Origin of the sequence: Micromonospora sp. WMMD735 (genome assembly GCF_049178995.1) — a bacterium.
Taxonomy (GTDB): domain Bacteria; phylum Actinomycetota; class Actinomycetes; order Mycobacteriales; family Micromonosporaceae; genus Micromonospora; species Micromonospora wenchangensis.
In genome coordinates, this window is sequence record NZ_JBMHMJ010000002.1 from 6939526 (window position 1) to 6957710 (window position 18185).

General features: G+C 70.2%; 18 protein-coding genes. 7 read left to right on the forward strand and 11 right to left on the reverse strand.

Features of this window, described 5'->3' with window-relative positions; all coding sequences use genetic code 11:
* The first annotated feature begins 85 nt into the window (after window positions 1–85).
* Together ACN268_RS30465 and ACN268_RS30470 are read left to right on the forward strand one after the other, a co-directional pair.
* Window positions 86–604: a SigE family RNA polymerase sigma factor gene (locus ACN268_RS30465; protein ID WP_421486483.1), complete on the forward strand. Its 519-nt coding sequence runs from the start codon at window positions 86–88 to the stop codon at window positions 602–604.
* Complete coding sequence (locus ACN268_RS30470; RefSeq protein ID WP_421486484.1) at window positions 601–1710, forward strand: hypothetical protein; 1110 nt, start codon at window positions 601–603, stop codon at window positions 1708–1710. The genes ACN268_RS30465 and ACN268_RS30470 overlap by 4 nt, the downstream gene beginning before the upstream one ends.
* A gap of 168 nt (window positions 1711–1878) precedes the next feature.
* On the opposite strand, the gene ACN268_RS30475 is transcribed toward ACN268_RS30470, so the two are convergent.
* A complete protein-coding gene (locus tag ACN268_RS30475) occupies window positions 1879–2901 on the reverse strand; it encodes an alpha/beta fold hydrolase (protein ID WP_421486485.1) in 1023 nt (340 codons plus the stop codon).
* Window positions 2898–3860, reverse strand: coding sequence for a TIGR03557 family F420-dependent LLM class oxidoreductase (locus tag ACN268_RS30480; RefSeq protein ID WP_377682238.1), 963 nt, complete (start codon window positions 3858–3860; stop codon window positions 2898–2900). The genes ACN268_RS30475 and ACN268_RS30480 overlap by 4 nt, the downstream gene beginning before the upstream one ends.
* Window positions 3861–4241: 381 nt before the next feature.
* Between ACN268_RS30480 and ACN268_RS30485 the strand changes: the two genes are divergently transcribed.
* Complete coding sequence (locus ACN268_RS30485) at window positions 4242–5621, forward strand: cellulase family glycosylhydrolase (protein ID WP_421486486.1); 1380 nt, start codon at window positions 4242–4244, stop codon at window positions 5619–5621.
* A gap of 157 nt (window positions 5622–5778) precedes the next feature.
* Here the strand turns inward: ACN268_RS30485 and ACN268_RS30490 are convergent, their stop codons facing one another.
* The 4 genes from ACN268_RS30490 to ACN268_RS30505 all read right to left on the reverse strand — a co-directional run bounded on the left by ACN268_RS30490 (window position 5779) and on the right by ACN268_RS30505 (window position 11351).
* On the reverse strand, window positions 5779–7974 hold the full coding sequence (locus tag ACN268_RS30490) for an alpha-galactosidase (RefSeq protein WP_421486487.1): 2196 nt from the start codon (window positions 7972–7974) through the stop codon (window positions 5779–5781).
* Window positions 7975–8126: 152 nt separating this feature from the next.
* The gene (locus tag ACN268_RS30495; RefSeq protein ID WP_421486488.1) at window positions 8127–9047 is read right to left on the reverse strand and encodes a carbohydrate ABC transporter permease; all 921 of its coding nucleotides are present in this window, start codon (window positions 9045–9047) and stop codon (window positions 8127–8129) included.
* Window positions 9044–10003 carry a carbohydrate ABC transporter permease gene (locus ACN268_RS30500; RefSeq protein ID WP_421486489.1) on the reverse strand — a complete coding sequence of 320 codons (960 nt, stop codon included), beginning with the start codon at window positions 10001–10003 and terminating at the stop codon, window positions 9044–9046. The genes ACN268_RS30495 and ACN268_RS30500 overlap by 4 nt, the downstream gene beginning before the upstream one ends.
* A gap of 22 nt (window positions 10004–10025) precedes the next feature.
* Window positions 10026–11351, reverse strand: coding sequence for an ABC transporter substrate-binding protein (locus ACN268_RS30505; protein ID WP_421486490.1), 1326 nt, complete (start codon window positions 11349–11351; stop codon window positions 10026–10028).
* Window positions 11352–11629: 278 nt separating this feature from the next.
* On the opposite strand from ACN268_RS30505, the gene ACN268_RS30510 reads away from it, so the two are divergent.
* On the forward strand, window positions 11630–13678 hold the full coding sequence (locus ACN268_RS30510) for a beta-galactosidase (protein WP_421486491.1): 2049 nt from the start codon (window positions 11630–11632) through the stop codon (window positions 13676–13678).
* Between the two features lie 40 nt (window positions 13679–13718).
* The gene (locus tag ACN268_RS30515) at window positions 13719–14495 is read left to right on the forward strand and encodes a DeoR/GlpR family DNA-binding transcription regulator (RefSeq protein ID WP_421486492.1); all 777 of its coding nucleotides are present in this window, start codon (window positions 13719–13721) and stop codon (window positions 14493–14495) included.
* A gap of 10 nt (window positions 14496–14505) precedes the next feature.
* On the opposite strand, the gene ACN268_RS30520 is transcribed toward ACN268_RS30515, so the two are convergent.
* Window positions 14506–14769 (reverse strand): hypothetical protein, encoded by a 264-nt coding sequence (locus ACN268_RS30520; RefSeq protein WP_421486493.1) that lies wholly within the window; start codon window positions 14767–14769, stop codon window positions 14506–14508.
* On the reverse strand, window positions 14763–15011 hold the full coding sequence (locus ACN268_RS30525; RefSeq protein ID WP_357537967.1) for a DivIVA domain-containing protein: 249 nt from the start codon (window positions 15009–15011) through the stop codon (window positions 14763–14765). Before ACN268_RS30525 ends, ACN268_RS30520 begins: the two co-directional genes overlap by 7 nt.
* Before the next feature lie 304 nt (window positions 15012–15315).
* Between ACN268_RS30525 and ACN268_RS30530 the strand changes: the two genes are divergently transcribed.
* Both ACN268_RS30530 and ACN268_RS30535 read left to right on the forward strand, forming a co-directional pair.
* Complete coding sequence (locus ACN268_RS30530) at window positions 15316–16173, forward strand: helix-turn-helix domain-containing protein (protein ID WP_421486494.1); 858 nt, start codon at window positions 15316–15318, stop codon at window positions 16171–16173.
* Entirely contained in the window at window positions 16170–16391 is a 222-nt protein-coding gene (locus ACN268_RS30535) for a DUF397 domain-containing protein (RefSeq protein WP_421486495.1), read from the forward strand. Before ACN268_RS30530 ends, ACN268_RS30535 begins: the two co-directional genes overlap by 4 nt.
* A 143-nt stretch (window positions 16392–16534) precedes the next feature.
* Here ACN268_RS30535 and ACN268_RS30540 read toward each other — a convergent pair whose 3' ends face one another.
* From ACN268_RS30540 to ACN268_RS30550, 3 genes are all read right to left on the reverse strand, one after another.
* Window positions 16535–17275 (reverse strand): hypothetical protein, encoded by a 741-nt coding sequence (locus ACN268_RS30540; RefSeq protein WP_421486496.1) that lies wholly within the window; start codon window positions 17273–17275, stop codon window positions 16535–16537.
* 232 nt (window positions 17276–17507) lie between these two features.
* A complete protein-coding gene (locus ACN268_RS30545) occupies window positions 17508–17711 on the reverse strand; it encodes a hypothetical protein (RefSeq protein ID WP_421486497.1) in 204 nt (67 codons plus the stop codon).
* Window positions 17712–17743: 32 nt separating this feature from the next.
* Complete coding sequence (locus tag ACN268_RS30550) at window positions 17744–18121, reverse strand: winged helix-turn-helix transcriptional regulator (protein ID WP_421486498.1); 378 nt, start codon at window positions 18119–18121, stop codon at window positions 17744–17746.
* Between the last annotated feature and the right edge of the window lie 64 nt (window positions 18122–18185).

Genomic DNA, 18185 nt, shown 5'->3' on the forward strand with positions numbered 1-18185 from the left:
CTCCGCAGAAACCCGTGCAACCCTTTGCGCTCCCGCCGCCATCGCAACGGGTGACAGTGCCAGCGTCCGGGACGGGGAGTGGTCGATGCATGCGACGCAACGGCAGGAGTACGTCGACTTCGTCACGGCGGCGACACCGACGCTGCGCCGCACGGCGTTCCTGCTCACCGGGGGCGACGCCCACCGCGCCGACGACGTCGTGCAGCAGACGCTGACCCGGCTCTACGTGAAGTGGGGCCGGGCACGGTCCGCCGACGACATCGGGGCGTACGTGCACCGGATGCTGGTCAACGCGTTCCGGCAGGAGCGCCGGTCCCGCTGGTTCGGGGTACGCCTGCTCGACCGCCCGCCGGAGCCGGAGCCGAGGGGGGTGCCGCCGACCGACGCGGTGGTGAACACGGTCGCGGTGCGGGCCGCGTTGGCGGCGGTGCCACCCGGCCAGCGGGTGGTGTTGGTGCTGCGCTTCTACGCCGACCTGAGCGTCGAGCAGACCGCCGAGGTGCTGGGCTGCTCAGCCGGCAACGTCAAGAGCCAGACCGCGCGGGGGCTGGCCGCGTTGCGCCGGCAGTTGCCGCTGGCGGAGCCGACGGAGGTGAACCGGTGATCCACGACGACGAGATCCTGGTCCGGGAGATGCTGACCCGGGCCGCCGACGACCTACCGGCCGGGGGGCCGGGAGCAGCGGCGTTGGCGACGGCGGGGGAGCGCGCGGTACGGCGTCGCCGCCGGCTGGCCGTGGCGGCCACGGCGGTGGTCACCGCCGTGGCGCTGCTCGGCGTCACCGTCCTGCTGGGGGTACGACAGCCGCCGACCCCGGCCGACCGGACCTGGCCGCCCACGATCGCGCCGACCGCCTTCGATCCGGCCCGGCAGCTCTTCCGGTTGGCCTGGCTACCGGCCGACCTGTCCGAACGGAACCTTTCCACCGGGGTGGACCGGCAGACGATCCGGGCGACCCGCTCCGCGCCGGTCAGGGCGAGCCGGACCGACTTCCGGGCCGGCAGCGTCACGGTGACCGTGGGCGCGCGGGGGGTGGACTTCTTCACCGACCAGCTGAGCCGGGACAATTCCTCCGTCGGGAGGCTCCGCAGCGGTCCGACCCCCTGGGCCACCCCGCCGGGCTCACCTGTCGATCCGGTGCAGGGCCACCCGGCCTTCCTGCACACCAGCCCTAACGGCAAGGAGACGGTGCTCTCCTGGCAGTACGCCCCGGAGGCCTGGGTCACGATCACCGTGGTCACCCGCGACCGGGCGGTGGAGGAGCTGCGGCGGGTGGCCGAGGGGATGGTGTGGGAGCGGAAACCGGTCCGGGTGCCGTTCCAGCCGGTGGCGCTGCCGTCGGACGCCCGGCTCGACGCGGCACGGGTGGCGTGGCGGGACGGCCGGTGGAACGGGGTCACTCTCGACTTCCGGCTCGCCGGTTCCGCCGCCGGTAGGGACCTGACCGTCGGCCTGGAGCGCAGCGACCAGCCGGACGACCCGACCGGCGTCGTGCAGGGCCGACCGGCGTGGATCTCCGTCTGGCATGGCTGGTCCGGCACCTGGTCGGTCGGTGGTGTGCCCGGCTGCGTCGGCTGCCGGGCCCTGGTGGGGACGGGGAGTCCGGCGGGCAGCGCCGCGCTCGGCGGCGAGGACGGGGCCCGGGATCTGGCCGCCGCCATCCGACCGGTCGCCGACCACGACGACGAATCGACCTGGCGACCGCTGTGACGTCGACCGGCGGGGAGCGGGCGCGTGGTCCCTCCCCGCCGTCGTCAGAGGAGCAGGTTGACCAGGACGGTCAGGGCGATCGAGGCGAGCACCGAGAACAGGATCATCAGCAGGCAGCCGAAGCCGCCGCCGAGGGGTCGGATCTGCGTGTTTCCGAAACGCATTGGTTCACCTGGCCAGGGTCGGGACGAGCAGGTCACGGATCGCCCCGGCCACCGGCCCGGGGGCGGTGGTGAGCACGTTGTGGGCGGCACCGGGCACGGTGACCAGCCGGGCGTCGGGCACCAGCCGGGTCACCTGGGCACGCCACCGGGGCGGCACGATCGGGTCACGTTCCCCGGCCAGCACGAGGGTGGGCACGGTGATCCTGACCAGATCCTCCTCCACCGCGTTGCGTACCGAGTGCGCGATCGTGGCGGCCACCCGCCAGGGGCGCGCGTCCAGGACGTCGCGGACCAGGATCGGTGCCTGCCAGGGCGCCTCCCGCAGGCTGTCCACCAGCCACCGGCCGACCAGCCCCCGCCGGGACCGGGCGGTCGGGTCGCTGGTCGGTCCGGCCAGCACCAGCGCCCGGACCACCCCGGGGCGGTCCGCCGCGAGCGCGGCGGCCACCTCCGCGCCGAACGAGTGTCCGACCAGGCAGACCGGGGGCATCCGGTACGCGTCGAGCCAGGCCAGCAGGTGGGCGACGTGCTGCCGCAGGTCGTAGGAGTGGCCGGGGTGGGCGCTCAGCCCGAAGCCGGGCAGGTCCGGCACGTACACCGGGTGGGTGGTGCCGAGCGTCTCGGCCAACGGGGTGAGGTAGCGGTGCGACACGGCCAGCCCGTGCACCAGCACCACCGGGGGTGTGCCGGGCACGGTCGGGTCGGCGGAGCGCCGGGTGTGCGTGCGCAGGCCGTCGACGAGCCGGAACTCGCTGGTCAGCGTCGTCCGTACCCGGCGCGCGGCGGCCTGCGGGCCCGGCGTGGCCGGCGAGGTGCGGGCCGGAGCCGGCGCGGCCCGGGAGGCGGCCTCCGGGTCCGGCACGGTTGCCGGGCGGGACGTGCGGTCCGGGTCGGGAGTGTGGGCGGGCGGCCGATCCGATCCGGCGGTCGGGTGGGGTGCGGCCAGTGCCCGCCGCAACGCGTCGAGGCCGGTGCCGGTCGGGTCGGGACGGGTACGCGACCCGGCCCGACCCGCCACGGCGGTCACAGTTCGCGCAGTCGGGGCAGTAGCTGCTCCTGCGCCCAGTCCAGGAACATCGGCTGGCTGTCCCCGCCGACCTGGACGATCGCCACGTGCGTGAAGCCGGCGTCGACGAAGGCGCGGAACGCCTCGACGTGCCGGTCGACGTCGGGGCCGCAGGGGATGCCGTCGGCGACGTCCTCCTCCCGGACGAACTGGGTGGCGGCGGCGAAGGCCTCCGGGTCGGGCAGGTCGGCGTTGACCTTCCAGCCGCTGCCGAACCAGCGGAACTGGTCGTGCACGATCTTGCGGCACTCGGCCTCGTCGGGGCCGTAGCAGATGGCCACCTGGCCGTAGCGGGGCTGCCCGGCGCCGCCCGCGTCGTCGTAGAGCTGGATGATCCGGGAGTCGGGTTCGGTGGCGACGATGCCGTCGGCGTACTCGGCGGCGAGGGCGGCCGACGACGGCCCGGACGCGGCGACGGCCATCGGCACGGGGTGTTCCGGCCGGTCCCAGACGTAGGCGTCGGGGACGTCGAAGTGGTTGCCGGAGAAGGTCAGCGTCTCGCCGTTGAGCAGCGGTCGGATGATCTGGAGCGCCTCGGAGAACATCTCGTGCCGCTGCTGCACGTGCGGCCAGCCGCCGACGACGTGTTCGTTGAGGTTCTCCCCGGCGCCCAGGCCGAGGGTGAACCGCCCGTCGGAGAGCACCCCGATGGTGCTGGCCTTCTGCGCCACCACCGCCGGGTGGTACCGCCGGATCGGGCAGGTCACGAAGGACATCAGCTCGGCCCGGCTGGTGGCGTGGGCGACCGCACCCAGCACCGACCAGGCGTACGGGGAGTGGCCCTGTGCGTCGAGCCACGGATAGTAGTGGTCGGACATGACCAGTTGGTCGAAGCCGGCCGCCTCCGCCCGTACCGCGTGGTCCACCAACTGTTTCGGGCCGGTCTGTTCGCACATCAGGGTGTAGCCGACGCGGACCATCCTGGTTTCTCCTTCCGGGCGACGATCGTCACCGGATACCCCTGGCCGGTGCCGGTCAACCTCGGATGTGCGGCCGGGTCCCTCTTGACGGTGACGGGAGGGCGGTCTAAGGTCCGGCTTAACCGGTTCAGGCTGGTGGTGTCACATCCTGTGGTGGGGATGACCGCCCCCTGTGGCGGCTCGCGGTCGGCGTGGGTCGCCACAGGGTCGGCGTGGGTAGGCAGGCAACTTAACCGGTTGCCTTCCCGACCCGGTGGCCCTACGCTGGTCGGCACGCGGCCAGGGAGTCAGGCGGCGGCTGTCGGGCTGCAGCCGAGCGCCACCGTCACCAGCATCGCCACCCCGCCAGGGCAACGGGGTCGACCCTTCCTGAGGAAACCCATGAAGAAGCGGCTTTCCGTCGCCGGCGTCGCCCTGCTCACCGTCCTCGCCGCCGTGTTCGCCTTCGGCCAGCCGGCCCAGGCTGCGGCCGGTTTCACGGTCTCCGGTGGCAAGCTGTACGACGCCAACGGCAACGAGTTCATCATGCGGGGCGTCAACCACGCCCACACCTGGTACCCACAGCAGACCACCTCCTTCGCCAACATCAAGGCGCTCGGCGCGAACACCGTGCGGGTGGTGCTGGCCAGCGGTGACCGCTGGACCAAGAACACCGCCGCCGACGTCAGCAACGTCATCTCGCTGTGCAGGGCCAACAAGCTGATCTGCGTACTGGAGGTGCACGACACCACCGGGTACGGCGAGCAGGCCGGGGCGATCACCCTGGACCGGGCGGTCGACTACTGGCTGAGCATCGCCAGCGCCCTGCAGGGCCAGGAGCGGTACGTCATCGTCAACATCGGCAACGAGCCGTACGGCAACCAGGGCTACGCCACCTGGGCCACCGACAACGCCAACGCGATCAAGCGGCTGCGGGCCGGCGGCATCACCCACACGATCATGGTGGACGCCCCCAACTGGGGGCAGGACTGGTCGTTCACGATGCGTGACAACGCGGCCGGGGTGTTCGCCGCCGACCCGCAGAAGAACACGGTCTTCTCGATCCACATGTACGGCGTCTTCGACACCGCCGCCGAGATCAGCGACTACCTGGGCCGGTTCCGCACCGCCAAGCTGCCCATCGTGGTGGGCGAGTTCGGCTTCGACCACTCCGACGGCAACCCCGACGAGGACGCCATCCTGTCGTACACCCAGGCCAACGGGATCGGCTACCTGGGCTGGTCGTGGAGCGGCAACGGCGGCGGCGTGGAATACCTCGACATGACCACCAACTTCAACCCGGCCGCCCTGACCACCTGGGGCCAGCGGATCTTCAACGGCGTCAACGGCATCAAGGCGACGGCGAAGGAGGCGTCGGTCTACTCCGGCACCACCCCGACCACGACCCCACCGACCACGCCTCCCACCACCCCGCCGACCACGCCCCCCACCACCCCGCCGACGACGACCCCGCCGGCGACCGGTGGCTGCACCGCGACGTACACGGTCATCGGGTCGTGGCAGGGCGGCTTCCAGGGTGAGGTGAAGGTGACCGCCGGCAGCGCGGCCATCAACGGCTGGACCGCGAAGTGGACCTACGCCAACGGCCAGACCGTCAGCCAGTCGTGGAACGCCTCGCTGAGCAGCAGCGGCAGCACGGTGACCGCGCGCAACGTCGACTACAACGGCCGGCTCGGTGCCGGCGCCAGCACCGCATTCGGCTTCATCGGCAGCTGGACCGGCAGCAACCCGGCGCCTGCGGTTACCTGCACCGCGAGCTGACACCCCGGGTGGCCGGGCCCAGTGAGGGCCCGGCCACCACCCGTCCCCGCCCGGGATGGCGAGATCCACTTATCGGAGGCGGTGTAGCGGTGTCAACCGTCGGGGATGCTGCAACTTCGCCCCCGTTGCGACGAGCAAGCACCAGGGGCCGCGCCGGTCAGGCGACGGCGTCGACCTCCAGGAGCAGCGCCTGCTCCGGGTTCAGGGCCGGCAGGTGCAGGCCCACCGTCGCCAGCACCGAGCCGGGCAGCGTCACGGCGGGCAGCCAGCCCGGTCCGGTGATCTGCATGGTCTCCGGCTCCGGCACCCCCTGCGCGGGACGGACGGCGTACCGGCGGGTCGGGTCGAGGCCGGGCAGGCGCACCGGGCCGGGGACCTGCGTGACGGAGGTGGCCACCCGGGACACCGCGTACACGGCCCGGGAGCGGTCGTGGGCGACCACGCCGTGCGCCTGTACGGCCGGGTCCGGGTGGTCGAACCGCACCACCCGCCCGGTGTGCAGCAGCGGCCGGAGCCGCTTGTGCAGGGCCACCCAGGCGGTCAGCTCGGCCCGCTCGGTGGGATCGAGCGCGACGATGTCCCACTCGATGCCGTGGTGGCCGAAGAGCGCGGTGACCGCCCGGAAGCCCAGGGTGTGCACCCGGCCGGTGGTGTGCGAGCGCCCGGGGCCGATGTGCGTGCCGACCAGCTCCGGGGGCAGCAGCAGCCCGGTCCAGCGTTGGATGGACAGCCGTTCCAGGGCGTCGTTGGTGTCGCTGGCCCAGACCCGGTCGGTACGTCGCAGGATCTCCAGGTCGACCCGGGCCCCGCCGGACGAGCAGCTCTCGATCTCCAGGTGCGGGTGCCGGGCGCGCAGCTCGTCGAGGAGCCGGTACGCCGCCACGGTCTGCGCGTGCACCCCGGGCCGGCCGGCGTGCCCGGCCTCGGTGAGGTCCCGGTTGTGGTCCCACTTGAGGTAGCCGATCCCGGGGTTCCCGGTCAGCAGGGCGTCGAGCCGGTCGAGCAGGTGGGCGTACGCCGCCGGGTTGGCCAGGTCCAGCACCTGCTGGTGCCGCCACGGCAGGGGCAGCCGGCCGGGCGCGGTGAGCACCCAGTCGGGGTGGGCGCGGAACAGGTCCGAGTCGGGGTTGACCATCTCCGGTTCGACCCAGAGCCCGAACTGCATGCCGTGCCCGCGAACATGCTCGACGAGCGGTCCCAGGCCGGCCGGCCAGACGTCGGCGTCGACCTGCCAGTCGCCCAGGCCGGCCCGGTCGTGCCGGCGGCCGGTGAACCAGCCGTCGTCGAGGACGAACCGTTCCACGCCCACCTCGGCGGCCCGGTCGGCGAGGGTCCGCAGCCGGTCCAGGTCGTGGTCGAAGTAGACGGCCTCCCACACGTTGAGGGTGACCGGACGCGGCGTGCGGGGGTGTTCCGGCCGGGCCCGCAGGTGGGTGTGCAGCAGGTCGCTGAGCCCGTCCAGCCCGGCGGTGGAGTGCACCGCGTAGAGCAGCGGGGTGGCGTACTCCTCACCGGGGCCGAGGACGATCTCGCCGGGGGCGAGCAGTTCCCCGCCGCCGAGGGTGGACTCCCCGGTCGGGCGGCGTTCGGCGACGGTCAGGTGGTCGCCGCTCCACGCGGTGTGCACCGCCCACACCTCGCCGTGGCCGAAGCCGAACCCGGCGGTGCCGGCGACCAGCAGCAGGGTGGCGTCGTGCCCGGTGCGCCCGTGCCGACCCTCGCGCACCCACGCGCCGTGCGGCCACGGGTGCCGTTGCGGCGCGCGTTCGCGGCACCAACGGCCGGTCAGGTCGAGCAGTTCGGTGGCGACCGCCGGCACCGGCAGCACCGGCGTCAGCTCGCGTACCTCGTAGGGCTGGTCGGCGTCGTTGCGCAGCCGGTGCCGCACGGTCAGCACCCCGACCGGGTCGAGGGTGACCTCGACGGTGAGGGTCAACCCCGCGTCCGGGTCCGTCGCCCGCACGGTCACCCGCGCCGCGCCGACTCCACCCCGGTCATCCTCCTCATGGGGTACGCGCACCGCGTCCCCCATGTCGCCACGTGGATCATCGACACCGATCGTGTCGGGGCGGAAGGCGGTCGACCAGTCCCGTCCGTGCCGGTGGCCGGCGAGTCCGGGCCGGCCGCTCCAGCCGGCGCTCGCCTCGGGCAGCAGGGACAGCACGGTCGGCGCGTCGAAGCTGCTCGGCACCACCGGCGGCACGGTGGCGTCGAGCAGGGCCGGCAGGTCGTCGGCGGGCACCGGACCGAGGTCGGCGCCCCAGTGCACGACCCGGGGCAACCCCGGGCCGCGCGCATCGAGCACCAGGCTGGTGTGGCCCCGGCGCAGGTGGATCACGGTCGGATCGGTCATGGCGCTCATCTCCGGTGCGGGCACCCCGGCGTCCGTCACGGTGGGTGAGGTCGAGGGGTGTCAGTGCCGCGCGAGAGCGGTATGCCTGTGGGTCATGTTCATGCCTGCCAGGAATACCGCTCTCGCGCGCATGGGCGGGTGGGTGCGGTGACTCAGCCTTTGGACGCCCCCAGGGTCAGGCCCTTGACGAACTGCTTCTGCAACAGGAAGAAGATCACCAGGGTGGGGATGGCGACCAGCACCGAACCGGCCGACACCAGGTTGTTGTCGGTGAAGAACTCGCCGCGCAGGTTGTTCAGCGAGCTGGTGACCGGAAACTTGTCGCCGGTACGCATCAGCACGGTGGCCCAGAAGAACTCGTTGTAGATCCAGGTCACCTCCAGGGTGGCCAGGGCCGCCAGCGCCGGCCGGCACAGCGGCATGGTCACCTGCCAGTACTGCCGCCAGATGCTCGCACCGTCCACCATGGCCGCCTCGTAGAGGTCGCGGGGCAGCGCCTTCATGTAGTTGCTCAGCACGAAGACGCAGAAGCCGCACTGGAAGGCCACGTTGACCAGGATCAGCCCCCAGTAGCTGTCGTAGAGCAGCTCCGAGTCGCTCATGAACTCGGGCAGCGGCACCTCGGTGAAGATCCGGAACAGCGGGATCAGCAGCGACTGCTGGGGCAGCAGGTTGGCGGCGGTGAACAGCCCGAGCAGGACGATGTTGAGCTTCCAGCTGAACCGGGCGATCACGAACGCCACGCACGAGGCGAGGAACAGGGTCAGCAGCACCGCCGGGACGGTGATGTAGACCGAGTTGAGGAAGTGCTTGCCGAACTCGGCGGTCTGCCAGGCGGTGACGTAGTTGTCGAACGTCCACCCGCCGAACGAGACGTACCCGTTGGCGGCGGTGTAGGCGTACGAGCGCAGCGAGGTCAGCACCGCCCAGAGGATCGGGAAGAGCCAACCGACGGCGACCGCGCCGAGGAACAGGTGCAGCACCACCCGGGCGGGGCGCAGCGGCCGGCGGCGCGGTGCCGGCTTGGCCGTCGGCGTCGGGGCCGGCGGTCGGGTCACGGTCGACGCGCTCATCGCCGGTTCTCCCTCATGACGACGGCCAGGTAGATGGTGATGAAGACCAGCGAGACCGCCAGCATGATCGTCGCCAGGGCGGAGCCGAAACCGATCCGGCTGGCCTCGCCGACGACGTTCTGGGTCACCAGGGCGGAGATCAGCTCCAACCCGTTGCGCCCCTTGTTGATCACCCAGACCAGGTCGAACGCGCGCAGCGACTCGATCACGGTCACCACCAGCACGATGATGTTGATGGGCCGCAGCACCGGGAAGATCACCCGGAAGAAGGTGCTGGTCTCCGACGCGCCGTCGACCGAGGCGGCCTCCCGCAGCGACGGGTCGACGCCCTTGAGCCCGGCCAGGTAGAGCAGCATGATGTAGCCGACGTGCCGCCAGCCGGCCGCCACCAGCACCGCCCAGATGTTGACGTTCGGGTCGCCGTACCAGTCGGTCTGGCCGCCCAGGACGGCGTTGAGCAACCCCTGGTCGCGGGAGTAGATGAGCTGCCAGACGAAGCCGATCAGCGCCAGCGAGAGCACCACCGGCAGGTAGAGCGCGGTCTGGTAGAACCGGCTGCCCCGGATCTCCTTGTCGAGCAGCACGGCGAGGAACATCCCGAACGGGGTGGCGACCACGAACAGGGCGGCCAGCCAGAGCAGGTTGTTCTGCATCGCCGGCACGAACGGCGGGTAGATGTTGACCACGTCGGAGTAGTTCCGGCCGCCGACCCAGTCGATCTCGCTGAGCGGCCCGATGCCGTCCCAGTCGGTGCCGGAGAGCGCCACGGTGGCCAGCGCGGGCAGCCAGACCAGCGCGACCACCAGCAGCAGCGGTACGAGCACCATCAGCGTGATCACCACGCGGTCGGTGCGGGACAGGAGCCGTAGCCGCCGGCCGCGACCACCCGGGGAGGGGGTGGTCGTGGCCGGCGACGACACGGCGTGATCCGCTTGGATCAGGGGCAGGTCGGACACGACGGTCCTCCCCCTCTCGCCGTCAGCTGGTGAAGATCGACTTCTTCTGGTTCTCGATGCTGTTGACCAGCCCGTCGATGTCCTTGGGGTTCTTGATGAACTGCTGGAGCGCCGGGATGATCACGGTGGAGGCGAAGTCCGGCCGGGTGTCCCGGTCGAGGAACTGGGCGATCTCGGTGGCCGAGCCGACCAGCTCGGCGGCCTTCTTCTGCAGGGCCGTGTAGCCGCTGGTGTCCGCGCCGCTGTTGGCGACCAGCGTGGTCGGGTCGTTCTTCACCGTGATGTCGGCGGCCTCCTTGGAGCCGACGAACTCCAGCAGCTTCTTGGCGTTGGCCTCGGCCTTCGGCTTGCGGGCCAGCATGTAGCCGTCGATCGGCGCGTCCAGGGCCTTGGCCCCGATGGCCGGATCGATCTCGGGGAAGGTGAAGAAGTCGATGTCGTCCTGCTCGTCGTTGCCGAACTGCTGGGCGACGAAGAGACCGAGCAGGTACATGCCGCTCTTCTTCTGCTGCAACGACTGGGCGGCCTCCTGCCAGGTGCGGCCCAGGCTGTCCGGCTGGTGCAGCGGGAGCAGCCCGGCCCAGGTGTCGAAGACCTTCTTGACCTTGTCGGAGGTCCACGCCTCCTTGCCCGCCATCAGGTCGATGTGGAACTGGTAGCCGTTGATCCGCAGGTTGAGGATGTCGAAGGTGCCCATCGCCGGCCAGCCGTCCTTGTCGGCGAAGGCGATCGGGGTGAGGCCGTCCCGCTTCATCTGGGCGCTGAGGGTGGTGAGCTGGTCGAGGGTGGTCGGCACCTGGTAGCCGTGCTGCTTCCAGACCGACTTGCGGTAGAACATCGCCCACGGGTAGTACGACGACGGCACGAAGTACTGCTTGCCGTCGTCCCCGGTGGACGCCTTCTTGAACGCGTCGGAGTAGCCGGAGAGCTTGCCCCACAGGTCGCTGATGTCGCCGGCCAGTCCCTTGGCGGCGAAGAAGCGCATCCGGTAGCCGGCGAACCACATGAACACGTCGTCCGGCTTGCCCTGCAGGTAGTTGTTGATGTTCTCCTGGTAGGTGTTGTGGTCCACGGTGTTGATCTTGGTGGTGATGCCGGACGAGGTCTTGAACCCGTCCATCACCTTGGCGATGACCCCCTTGGGCTGCGGGTCGGACTGGTTGGAACCGACCGACACCTCCTTGCTGTCGGCGCCCGACCCGGAGTCGGAGCCGCAACCGGCGAGCAGCCCGGTGCCGAGCAGCGCGCCCGCGCCGACCCCGGTGATCAGGGAACGTCGTCCGATGCCGGCGACGGAGGACGGTACGAGCCGGGCGAGATACTCGGCTTCGGTGCGGGGACGGGACATGGTGCCTCCTGCGGAAGAAGAGGTGCGCTGCGCCCGAGGGCCGTCAGTGGTGGGGGAGCGGCTGTTCGAGATGCCAACATAGATCCACCGAGAACGAACATTGGCAAACACAAACTCCCGGTGGCGCTTGAAGCTACCCGTCCGTACGCGCCTGTCAAGAGGGCAGCTCCGGATCGGTATCGCCGAAGCCGTACGGGATCCTGGCGGTAAACGTTGGAAAGCGGGTCCGTGTTGGAAAGTGTTGACTTGATCGACCGCTAGGGGCACGCTCTGCTCTCATGCGGCAACACGGCAGCTGGCAGGGCGACGGAATCTACTTCGGCGCCGACTACAACCCCGAGCAGTGGCCCGAGCAGGTCTGGGCCGACGACGTCGCGCTCATGCGCCGGGCCGGCGTCAACCTCGTCTCGGTCGGCATCTTCTCCTGGGCCCTGCTCGAACCGTCCCCCGGCCGGTACGAGTTCGGCTGGCTCGACCGCGCCCTCGACGTCCTGCACGCCGGAGGCATCCGGGTCGACCTGGCCACCGCCACCGCCAGCCCGCCCCCGTGGCTGGCCCACCGGCACCCCGAGACGCTGCCGCGCACCGTCGACGGCACCGTGCTGTGGCCCGGCGGCCGGCAGGGCTACTGCCCCAGCTCGCCGATCTTCCGCCAGCACTCACTCGCCCTAGTCGAGACGGTCGCCGACCGCTACGCCGAGCACCCCGCCGTGGTGATGTGGCACGTCTCCAACGAGCTGGGCTGCCACAACGTGCACTGCTACTGCGACGTCAGCGCCGAGGCGTTCCGCGACTGGCTGCGGGAGCGCTACGGCGACCTCGACCGGCTCAACGACGCCTGGGGCACCACCTTCTGGAGCCAGCGCTACCACGACTGGGCCGAGATCAACCCGCCGCGCGCCGCGCCCACCTTCGCCAACCCCACCCAGCAACTCGACTTCCTGCGCTTCTCCTCCGACGCCCAGCGCGCCCAGCTCCGCGCCGAACGGGAGGTGCTCAAGCGGCGGGTCGGCCAGCCGGTCACCACCAACTTCATGATCGGCATGGGCATCAAGCACATGGACTACCACTCCTGGGCCGCCGACGTGGACCTGGTCGCCAACGACCACTACCTGACCGTCACCGACCCGAACGCCCACCTCGGCCTGGCGTTCGCCGCCGACCACACCCGGGGCGTGGCCGGCGGCGACCCGTGGCTGCTGATGGAACACTCCACCAGCGCGGTCAACTGGCAGCCGCGCAACGTCGCCAAGACCCCCGGCCAGCTGCGCCGCAACAGCCTCACCCACGTGGCGCGCGGCGCCGACGGGGTGCTGTTCTTCCAGTGGCGGGCCTCCCGGGCCGGGGCGGAGAAGTTCCACTCCGCCCTCGTCCCGCACGCCGGCCCGGACACGAAGGTCTTCGACGAGGTCTGCCGGCTCGGCGCCGACCTCACCGCCCTGGCCGAGGTACGCGGCAGCCGGGTCGACGCCGACGTGGCGATCCTGTTCGACTGGGAGGCGTGGTGGGGCGTCGAGCTGGACTCCCACCCCAGCGTCGACGTCACCTACGCCGACCGGATGCGGGCGCTCTACGACGCGCTGTGGCGGGCCGGGGTCACCGCCGACGTGGTGCACCCGTCGACCGACCTGTCCGGCTACCGGCTGGTCCTCGTCCCCACCCTCTACCTGGTCCGTGACGCCGACGCCGAGGCGCTGGGCCGGTACGTCGCCGGGGGCGGGACGGCGCTGGTGACGTACTTCAGTGGGATCGTCGACGAGCACGACCACATCCGGCTCGGCGGCTACCCGGGGGCGTTCCGGGACCTGCTCGGGGTGCGTACCGAAGAGTTCTTCCCGCTGTTGGCAGGCGAGCGGGTGGCCCTCGACGACGGGTCCACCGCCGACGTGTGGACCGAGTGGCTGCACCCGGCCGGCGCGGAGGTCGTCGCGTCCTACGAGGACGGTCCGTTGCCGGGCGTGCCCGCGCTGACCCGGCACCGGGTCGGCGACGGCACCGCCTGGTACCTGGCCACCCGGCTCGACGAGGCGGCCACCGACGCCCTGGTGGGCCGGCTGCTCACCGAGGCCGGGGTACGCCCACCTGCCGCCGCCCCGCCCGGCGTCGAGGTGGTCCGTCGCCGGGCCGACGACCGGTCCTGGCTGTTCGTGGTCAACCACACCGACGCCGAGGCGACCCTCGACGTGACCGGCACCGACCTGCTCACCGGGCAGCCCTGCGGCGGCACGCTGCGGGTGCCGGCCGGCGAGGTGGCCGTGGTCCGGGAGGAGCCGGCGGTGAGCGGGGCGGTCCCAGCGGGTGAACCGTCCCCGGCCGCAGCGGCCTGACCTGCGTACCGTTCCCTCGTCCGCGCGGTTGGGAGGTTCGATGCTCGCTCAGCAACGGCAGAACGCCATCCTGGAGCTGATCCGGCAGCGCGGCGGGGTGCGGGTCAGTCACCTGGTCAGCCGGTTCGGCGTCTCCGACATGACGATCCGCCGCGACCTGGAGGTGCTCGCCGAACGGGGGCTGGTCGACAAGGTGCACGGCGGGGCGACCCTGGCCGGCCCCGGGTCCGCCGAGGAACCCGGCTTCGCCGCGAAGTCGGTCCGCCAGCAGGACGAGAAGCGGGCCATCGCCGGCCGGGCGGCCCGGATGGTCGAGCCCGGGATGGCCGTCGCGTTGTCGGCCGGCACCACCACCGCCGCGCTGGCCACCCTGCTCGGCGACGTACCCGGGTTGACCGTGGTGACCAACTCGATCCCGGTCGCCGACGCGCTCTACCAGAACCCGCGCGTCGACCAGACGGTGGTGCTGACCGGCGGCATCCGTACCCCGTCGGACGCGCTGACCGGGCCGGTGGCCGAGGCGGCGATCCGTACCCTGAACGTGGATCTGCTCTTTCTCGGCGTGCACGGGATGAGCCCGCGCACCGGGTTCACCACCCCCAACCTGCTGGAGGCGGCGGTCAACAAGCGGCTGATCGGGGCGGCCCGGCACCTGGTGGTGCTGGCCGACCACACCAAGTGGGAGACGATCGGCATCGCCACCATCGCCCCACTGGCCGAGGCCGACCTGCTGATCACCGACGCCGGGCTGTCGGCGGACGGCCGCCGGCAGATCGGCGAACAGGTCGGTGAGCTGGTCGTCGTCGAGGTCGGCTGACCCCGGTTCATCAGTCGGGGTCGCACGGCCCGTCGTGGTCGGCCCGCGCCCGGCAGCGCCGCCGGTCGGCCATGATCCGGTCACAGAACACCCACCGTCGTACGTGCTGGGCGTCCTCGGCCGACACGGTGGCCCCGGCCACCTCGACCCCCGGCACCAACGCCAACGACCGCGCGAGCGCGTACGCGAACCGCAACGCCTGCTCCTCGGTCGGGACCGTCACGGGCAGGTGCAGCACGTAGCGGGGACCGGTCGTCGGGTCGTGACTCAGCACGGGGGACGGTTGGCCTGGGCGCTGCGGCGGTCCCGCAGCAGCCGCTTGAGCCTGGTGTTCTCCCCGGTCAGCCGGGTCACCTCCTGGTGCAGGCTGGCCAGCTCCAGGGCGACCCGGAGCAGGAACCGGCGTACCTCCCGCGGGTCGAGGCCGCGCCGGCCGAAGCCGGCGGCGGGGAACTGGTGGTCGCGGACCAGGACCGGATGCAGCCGGGCCGGCAGCGTGCCGTCATCGCGGATCATTCGTCGCCTCCTGACGGGTACGGGGTCGCGGGAACCCGCGCCGCCGTGATAGGTATTCAGCAAGTCGGTCGGAGCCGGAATTCGGCTTCATGTTGAGACCCGACGAGATCCGGTATGCGGCTGCCATCCGCGAGGCCGTCTCTCGTCACCTTCTCGGCTGTTGGCACAGCCGCGGTTACTGCGCTTGCACCGGGCGTCCCCGGGGGCCGGTGATCACCCTCACCCGAAGGCCACATTTCCAGTGGGTTGGAACTGGAGCAATGGTTCCTTCGCGGGCCTCGTCAACTTTTTCGAGAGGTGGATCATGCCGCACAAGCCGTTCATACGGACCCTGCGCGCGCAGTGGCTCGGGCAACAACTCCGCGCCCTCCGGGAAGAACGCGGAATGACCTTGAAGCTCGTCTCGGAGCACCTGCAACGCGACATGTCGGCGCTCGGCCGCTACGAGCGGGCGGACTGGCCGATCCGCAAGGGCGACGTCGTCGCACTGCTCGACCTCTACGGCTTCCACCACGCCGCCGAGCGGGCCCGCCTGTTGGCGCTGGCCGAGGACGTGTGGCGCACCGACCGCTGGGACGAGGACTACGGCGATGTCGTCGACTCGTCCTTCATCGAGTACCCGTGGCTGGAGGGCCGCGCCGAGCACATCGGCTCGTACAACACGATGCTGCTGCCCGGTCTGCTGCAGACCTGGGCCTATGCCGAAGCGGTGATCCGCAACGCGGAGGAGCCCGGTGTGCCTGACGCGACGGTGGCCCGGTGGGTGGAGTTGCGCATCGAGCGGCAGAAGGTACTCGACGGGAAAGCCAAGGTGGGTGCCGTGCTTGACGAGAGCGTCCTGCGTCGGTTGGTTGGTGGACCCTCGACCATGCGCGCACAGCTCGAACATCTTCTCGAACTGGCCGCGCGACGGAACGTGGAGATTTCGGTCTTGCCGTCTGCAAAGGCTCTCCATGCGGGCATGGACGGAGCCTTCACGGTGTTCACTCTGCCGAAGCCCTACCCGGCAGTCGCCTACGTGGAGAACCTCGCCGGGCGACTTTATGTGGAAGCGCCAAGATCAATGAAGTTCGTTCACGTATACGATCGGCTGAGGGATGCTGCGCTGAGCACCAGTGAGTCGGGTCAGTTGATCGCAAGTGTCGTGGAGGGGTTGTCATGAGCGGGAGTCTGCCGGCAGTGGCCTGGCACATCAGCACGAAAAGCAACGACAACGGCGGGAGTTGTGTGGAGGCGGGGCCGTTGCTCGACGGCTCGGGTCGGGTGGCGGTGCGACACAGCAAGGCGCGTGACGCGGCGACGATCATCTACACGGCTGACGAGTGGACGGCCTTCGTCGGTGGAGTCAAGGGCGGCGAGTTCGACTTCACCGGGGCGTGACCCGCAGCCCTTCGGGCGGGGCGAGGGGTGGCGACGTGGATGTTGCTACCCCTCGTGGCGCTGCGGGCGAGTATTCTCGCCTCGCGTCACAACCTGTTCATTGGAGCGTGGCCATGTGCAGCGCGTGAGGATGGGTTGTTCATTCAGGGTCGACCGCGCCTGGTATTGCCACCGCTCTGTGACAGCGACTTGAATTCATCGCTCTCCACGTAATCCCTGATCGGAATAGCCAACCTCCAATGCTCGTCGAATCTCGCTTGGAGAAACTCTGCTAATTGCTTTCCGGTCGGCCGGACGCCGCCAAGTTGGGTGTCGGTGTGGTCTGCGAAAAGTAGGTAGGTGATAGTCTTGTCCATAATTGCCATGTTCATGGGCTCCATGTTGCCCTGGGCTGGGTTGAGGACTCTCACGTAGTACCTGGGAATGCTTCGGTCTAGCGCTTCCTGCTCCCGGCACCACGCTGCAAGTTCTGGGTTGGTCACCTTTATTATGCGTCGAACCGTCCCCTTCTCCTTCGCAAACCTCAGAACCGCGTCGAAGTATTGTTCCGCAGCCTTGCCGAAGTCTTTCGTTGGCCTGTTGTTCCTGAAGTATGTGGCGCATATTTGGTGCTGGGAGCGCGTCACGGCACGTGCGGCCGACTCGTAGAACTCTCGCGCGGAAGGATAGTGCTTCTCCGGAGGGTCGTCGAGAGAGCGCACCTCGATGCGAAGGTCGCGGATCTGCTTGAGGATGAAGAAAGCGCTTGCGAAAACTGCGGCGGTCAGGCTTTTGTCGAGGACGGGGTAGATGTCCTTGAAGAATGCAAGAAGGAAGCAGGCGAGCAGAAAGACAAGTAGGGCCCACTCCTCTACGACCTCAGACTTGCGTTCATATGGCTTCACTTCGGACGCCCCAAGCGGTCGATCAAGATTATTTGATCTATGTGTATGCGGTGAGGTGTCAGCATACCGATCGGCGGCAAGTCGTAGTGCGCCCGCACGCGGCGGTCTGCGTATCCCGGGTCGACGCAGCCGATGGTCACCGCCAGTGGGGGTGCGGGCAGGTCGGCGTGCACGACGACCCGGTCGAACCTGGTGAATAGTCGACTGGACATAAAGCGATGTGTCTCGGGTTTCAGGAGCGCTTCTTCCTCGCCCAGATCACATAGACGGCGCAGATGATCAGCATGATGACGGCGACGGCGGCCCAGGCCCAGCGGGCGAAGGGCTCATCGGCCACGATCGCGCGGATGCCGGCAAGGACGGCGAACAACAGCGGGCCCACGCCGAACCACTCGGAGTGGTCGGAGAAGGTCAGGTCCTTCAATTCCTGCCGCATGTGGTCAGCCTAGCCGGGCGGACCGGACCGGGTCATCTGGCGGGTTTCTGGTGAAACGCGCGGCTGGCCTCGATGTGGGGGACGTGTTCGATGGCCCAGCCGGCGAGGGCCAGCGCGGGCGGGATGAGGCTCTTGCCGGTGGGGGTCAGCGCGTACTCCACCCGGGGCGGGACCTCCGCGTACGCCGTGCGGGACACCAGGCCGTCGTGCTCCAGGTGGCGCAGGGTGAGCGTCAACATGCGCTGGGAGATGCCGGGGATCTGCTGGTGCAGCTCGGTGAAGCGCAGCGCGCCCGCGTCGAGCGTCGCCACGATCAGCAGCGTCCATTTGTTGCAGATGCGGTCGAGGATCGCCCGGATCGTCCGGCCGCCGTCGCCCCGGATCATGCAGGTGTGTTCGTACTGCGACATGACCACCCCCTGTGCCTTACGCACACCCGTGTGCCTTTTGTAAGCCCTCCGATACTGACACATG

What these genes read in the sequence shown, in the direction of transcription:
- ACN268_RS30490 (WP_421486487.1), bottom strand. Translation starts at nt 7,974, where the DNA reads ATGACCGATCCGACCGTGATCCACCTGCGCCGGGGCCACACCAGCCTG.
- ACN268_RS30495 (WP_421486488.1), bottom strand. Translation starts at nt 9,047, where the DNA reads ATGAGCGCGTCGACCGTGACCCGACCGCCGGCCCCGACGCCGACGGCC.
- ACN268_RS30530 (WP_421486494.1), top strand. Translation starts at nt 15,316, where the DNA reads ATGCCGCACAAGCCGTTCATACGGACCCTGCGCGCGCAGTGGCTCGGG.
- ACN268_RS30465 (WP_421486483.1), top strand. Translation starts at nt 86, where the DNA reads ATGCATGCGACGCAACGGCAGGAGTACGTCGACTTCGTCACGGCGGCG.
- ACN268_RS30550 (WP_421486498.1), bottom strand. Translation starts at nt 18,121, where the DNA reads ATGTCGCAGTACGAACACACCTGCATGATCCGGGGCGACGGCGGCCGG.
- ACN268_RS30480 (WP_377682238.1), bottom strand. Translation starts at nt 3,860, where the DNA reads ATGGTCCGCGTCGGCTACACCCTGATGTGCGAACAGACCGGCCCGAAA.
- ACN268_RS30525 (WP_357537967.1), bottom strand. Translation starts at nt 15,011, where the DNA reads ATGATCCGCGATGACGGCACGCTGCCGGCCCGGCTGCATCCGGTCCTG.
- ACN268_RS30515 (WP_421486492.1), top strand. Translation starts at nt 13,719, where the DNA reads ATGCTCGCTCAGCAACGGCAGAACGCCATCCTGGAGCTGATCCGGCAG.
- ACN268_RS30545 (WP_421486497.1), bottom strand. Translation starts at nt 17,711, where the DNA reads ATGCGGCAGGAATTGAAGGACCTGACCTTCTCCGACCACTCCGAGTGG.
- ACN268_RS30505 (WP_421486490.1), bottom strand. Translation starts at nt 11,351, where the DNA reads ATGTCCCGTCCCCGCACCGAAGCCGAGTATCTCGCCCGGCTCGTACCG.
- ACN268_RS30485 (WP_421486486.1), top strand. Translation starts at nt 4,242, where the DNA reads ATGAAGAAGCGGCTTTCCGTCGCCGGCGTCGCCCTGCTCACCGTCCTC.
- ACN268_RS30510 (WP_421486491.1), top strand. Translation starts at nt 11,630, where the DNA reads ATGCGGCAACACGGCAGCTGGCAGGGCGACGGAATCTACTTCGGCGCC.
- ACN268_RS30535 (WP_421486495.1), top strand. Translation starts at nt 16,170, where the DNA reads ATGAGCGGGAGTCTGCCGGCAGTGGCCTGGCACATCAGCACGAAAAGC.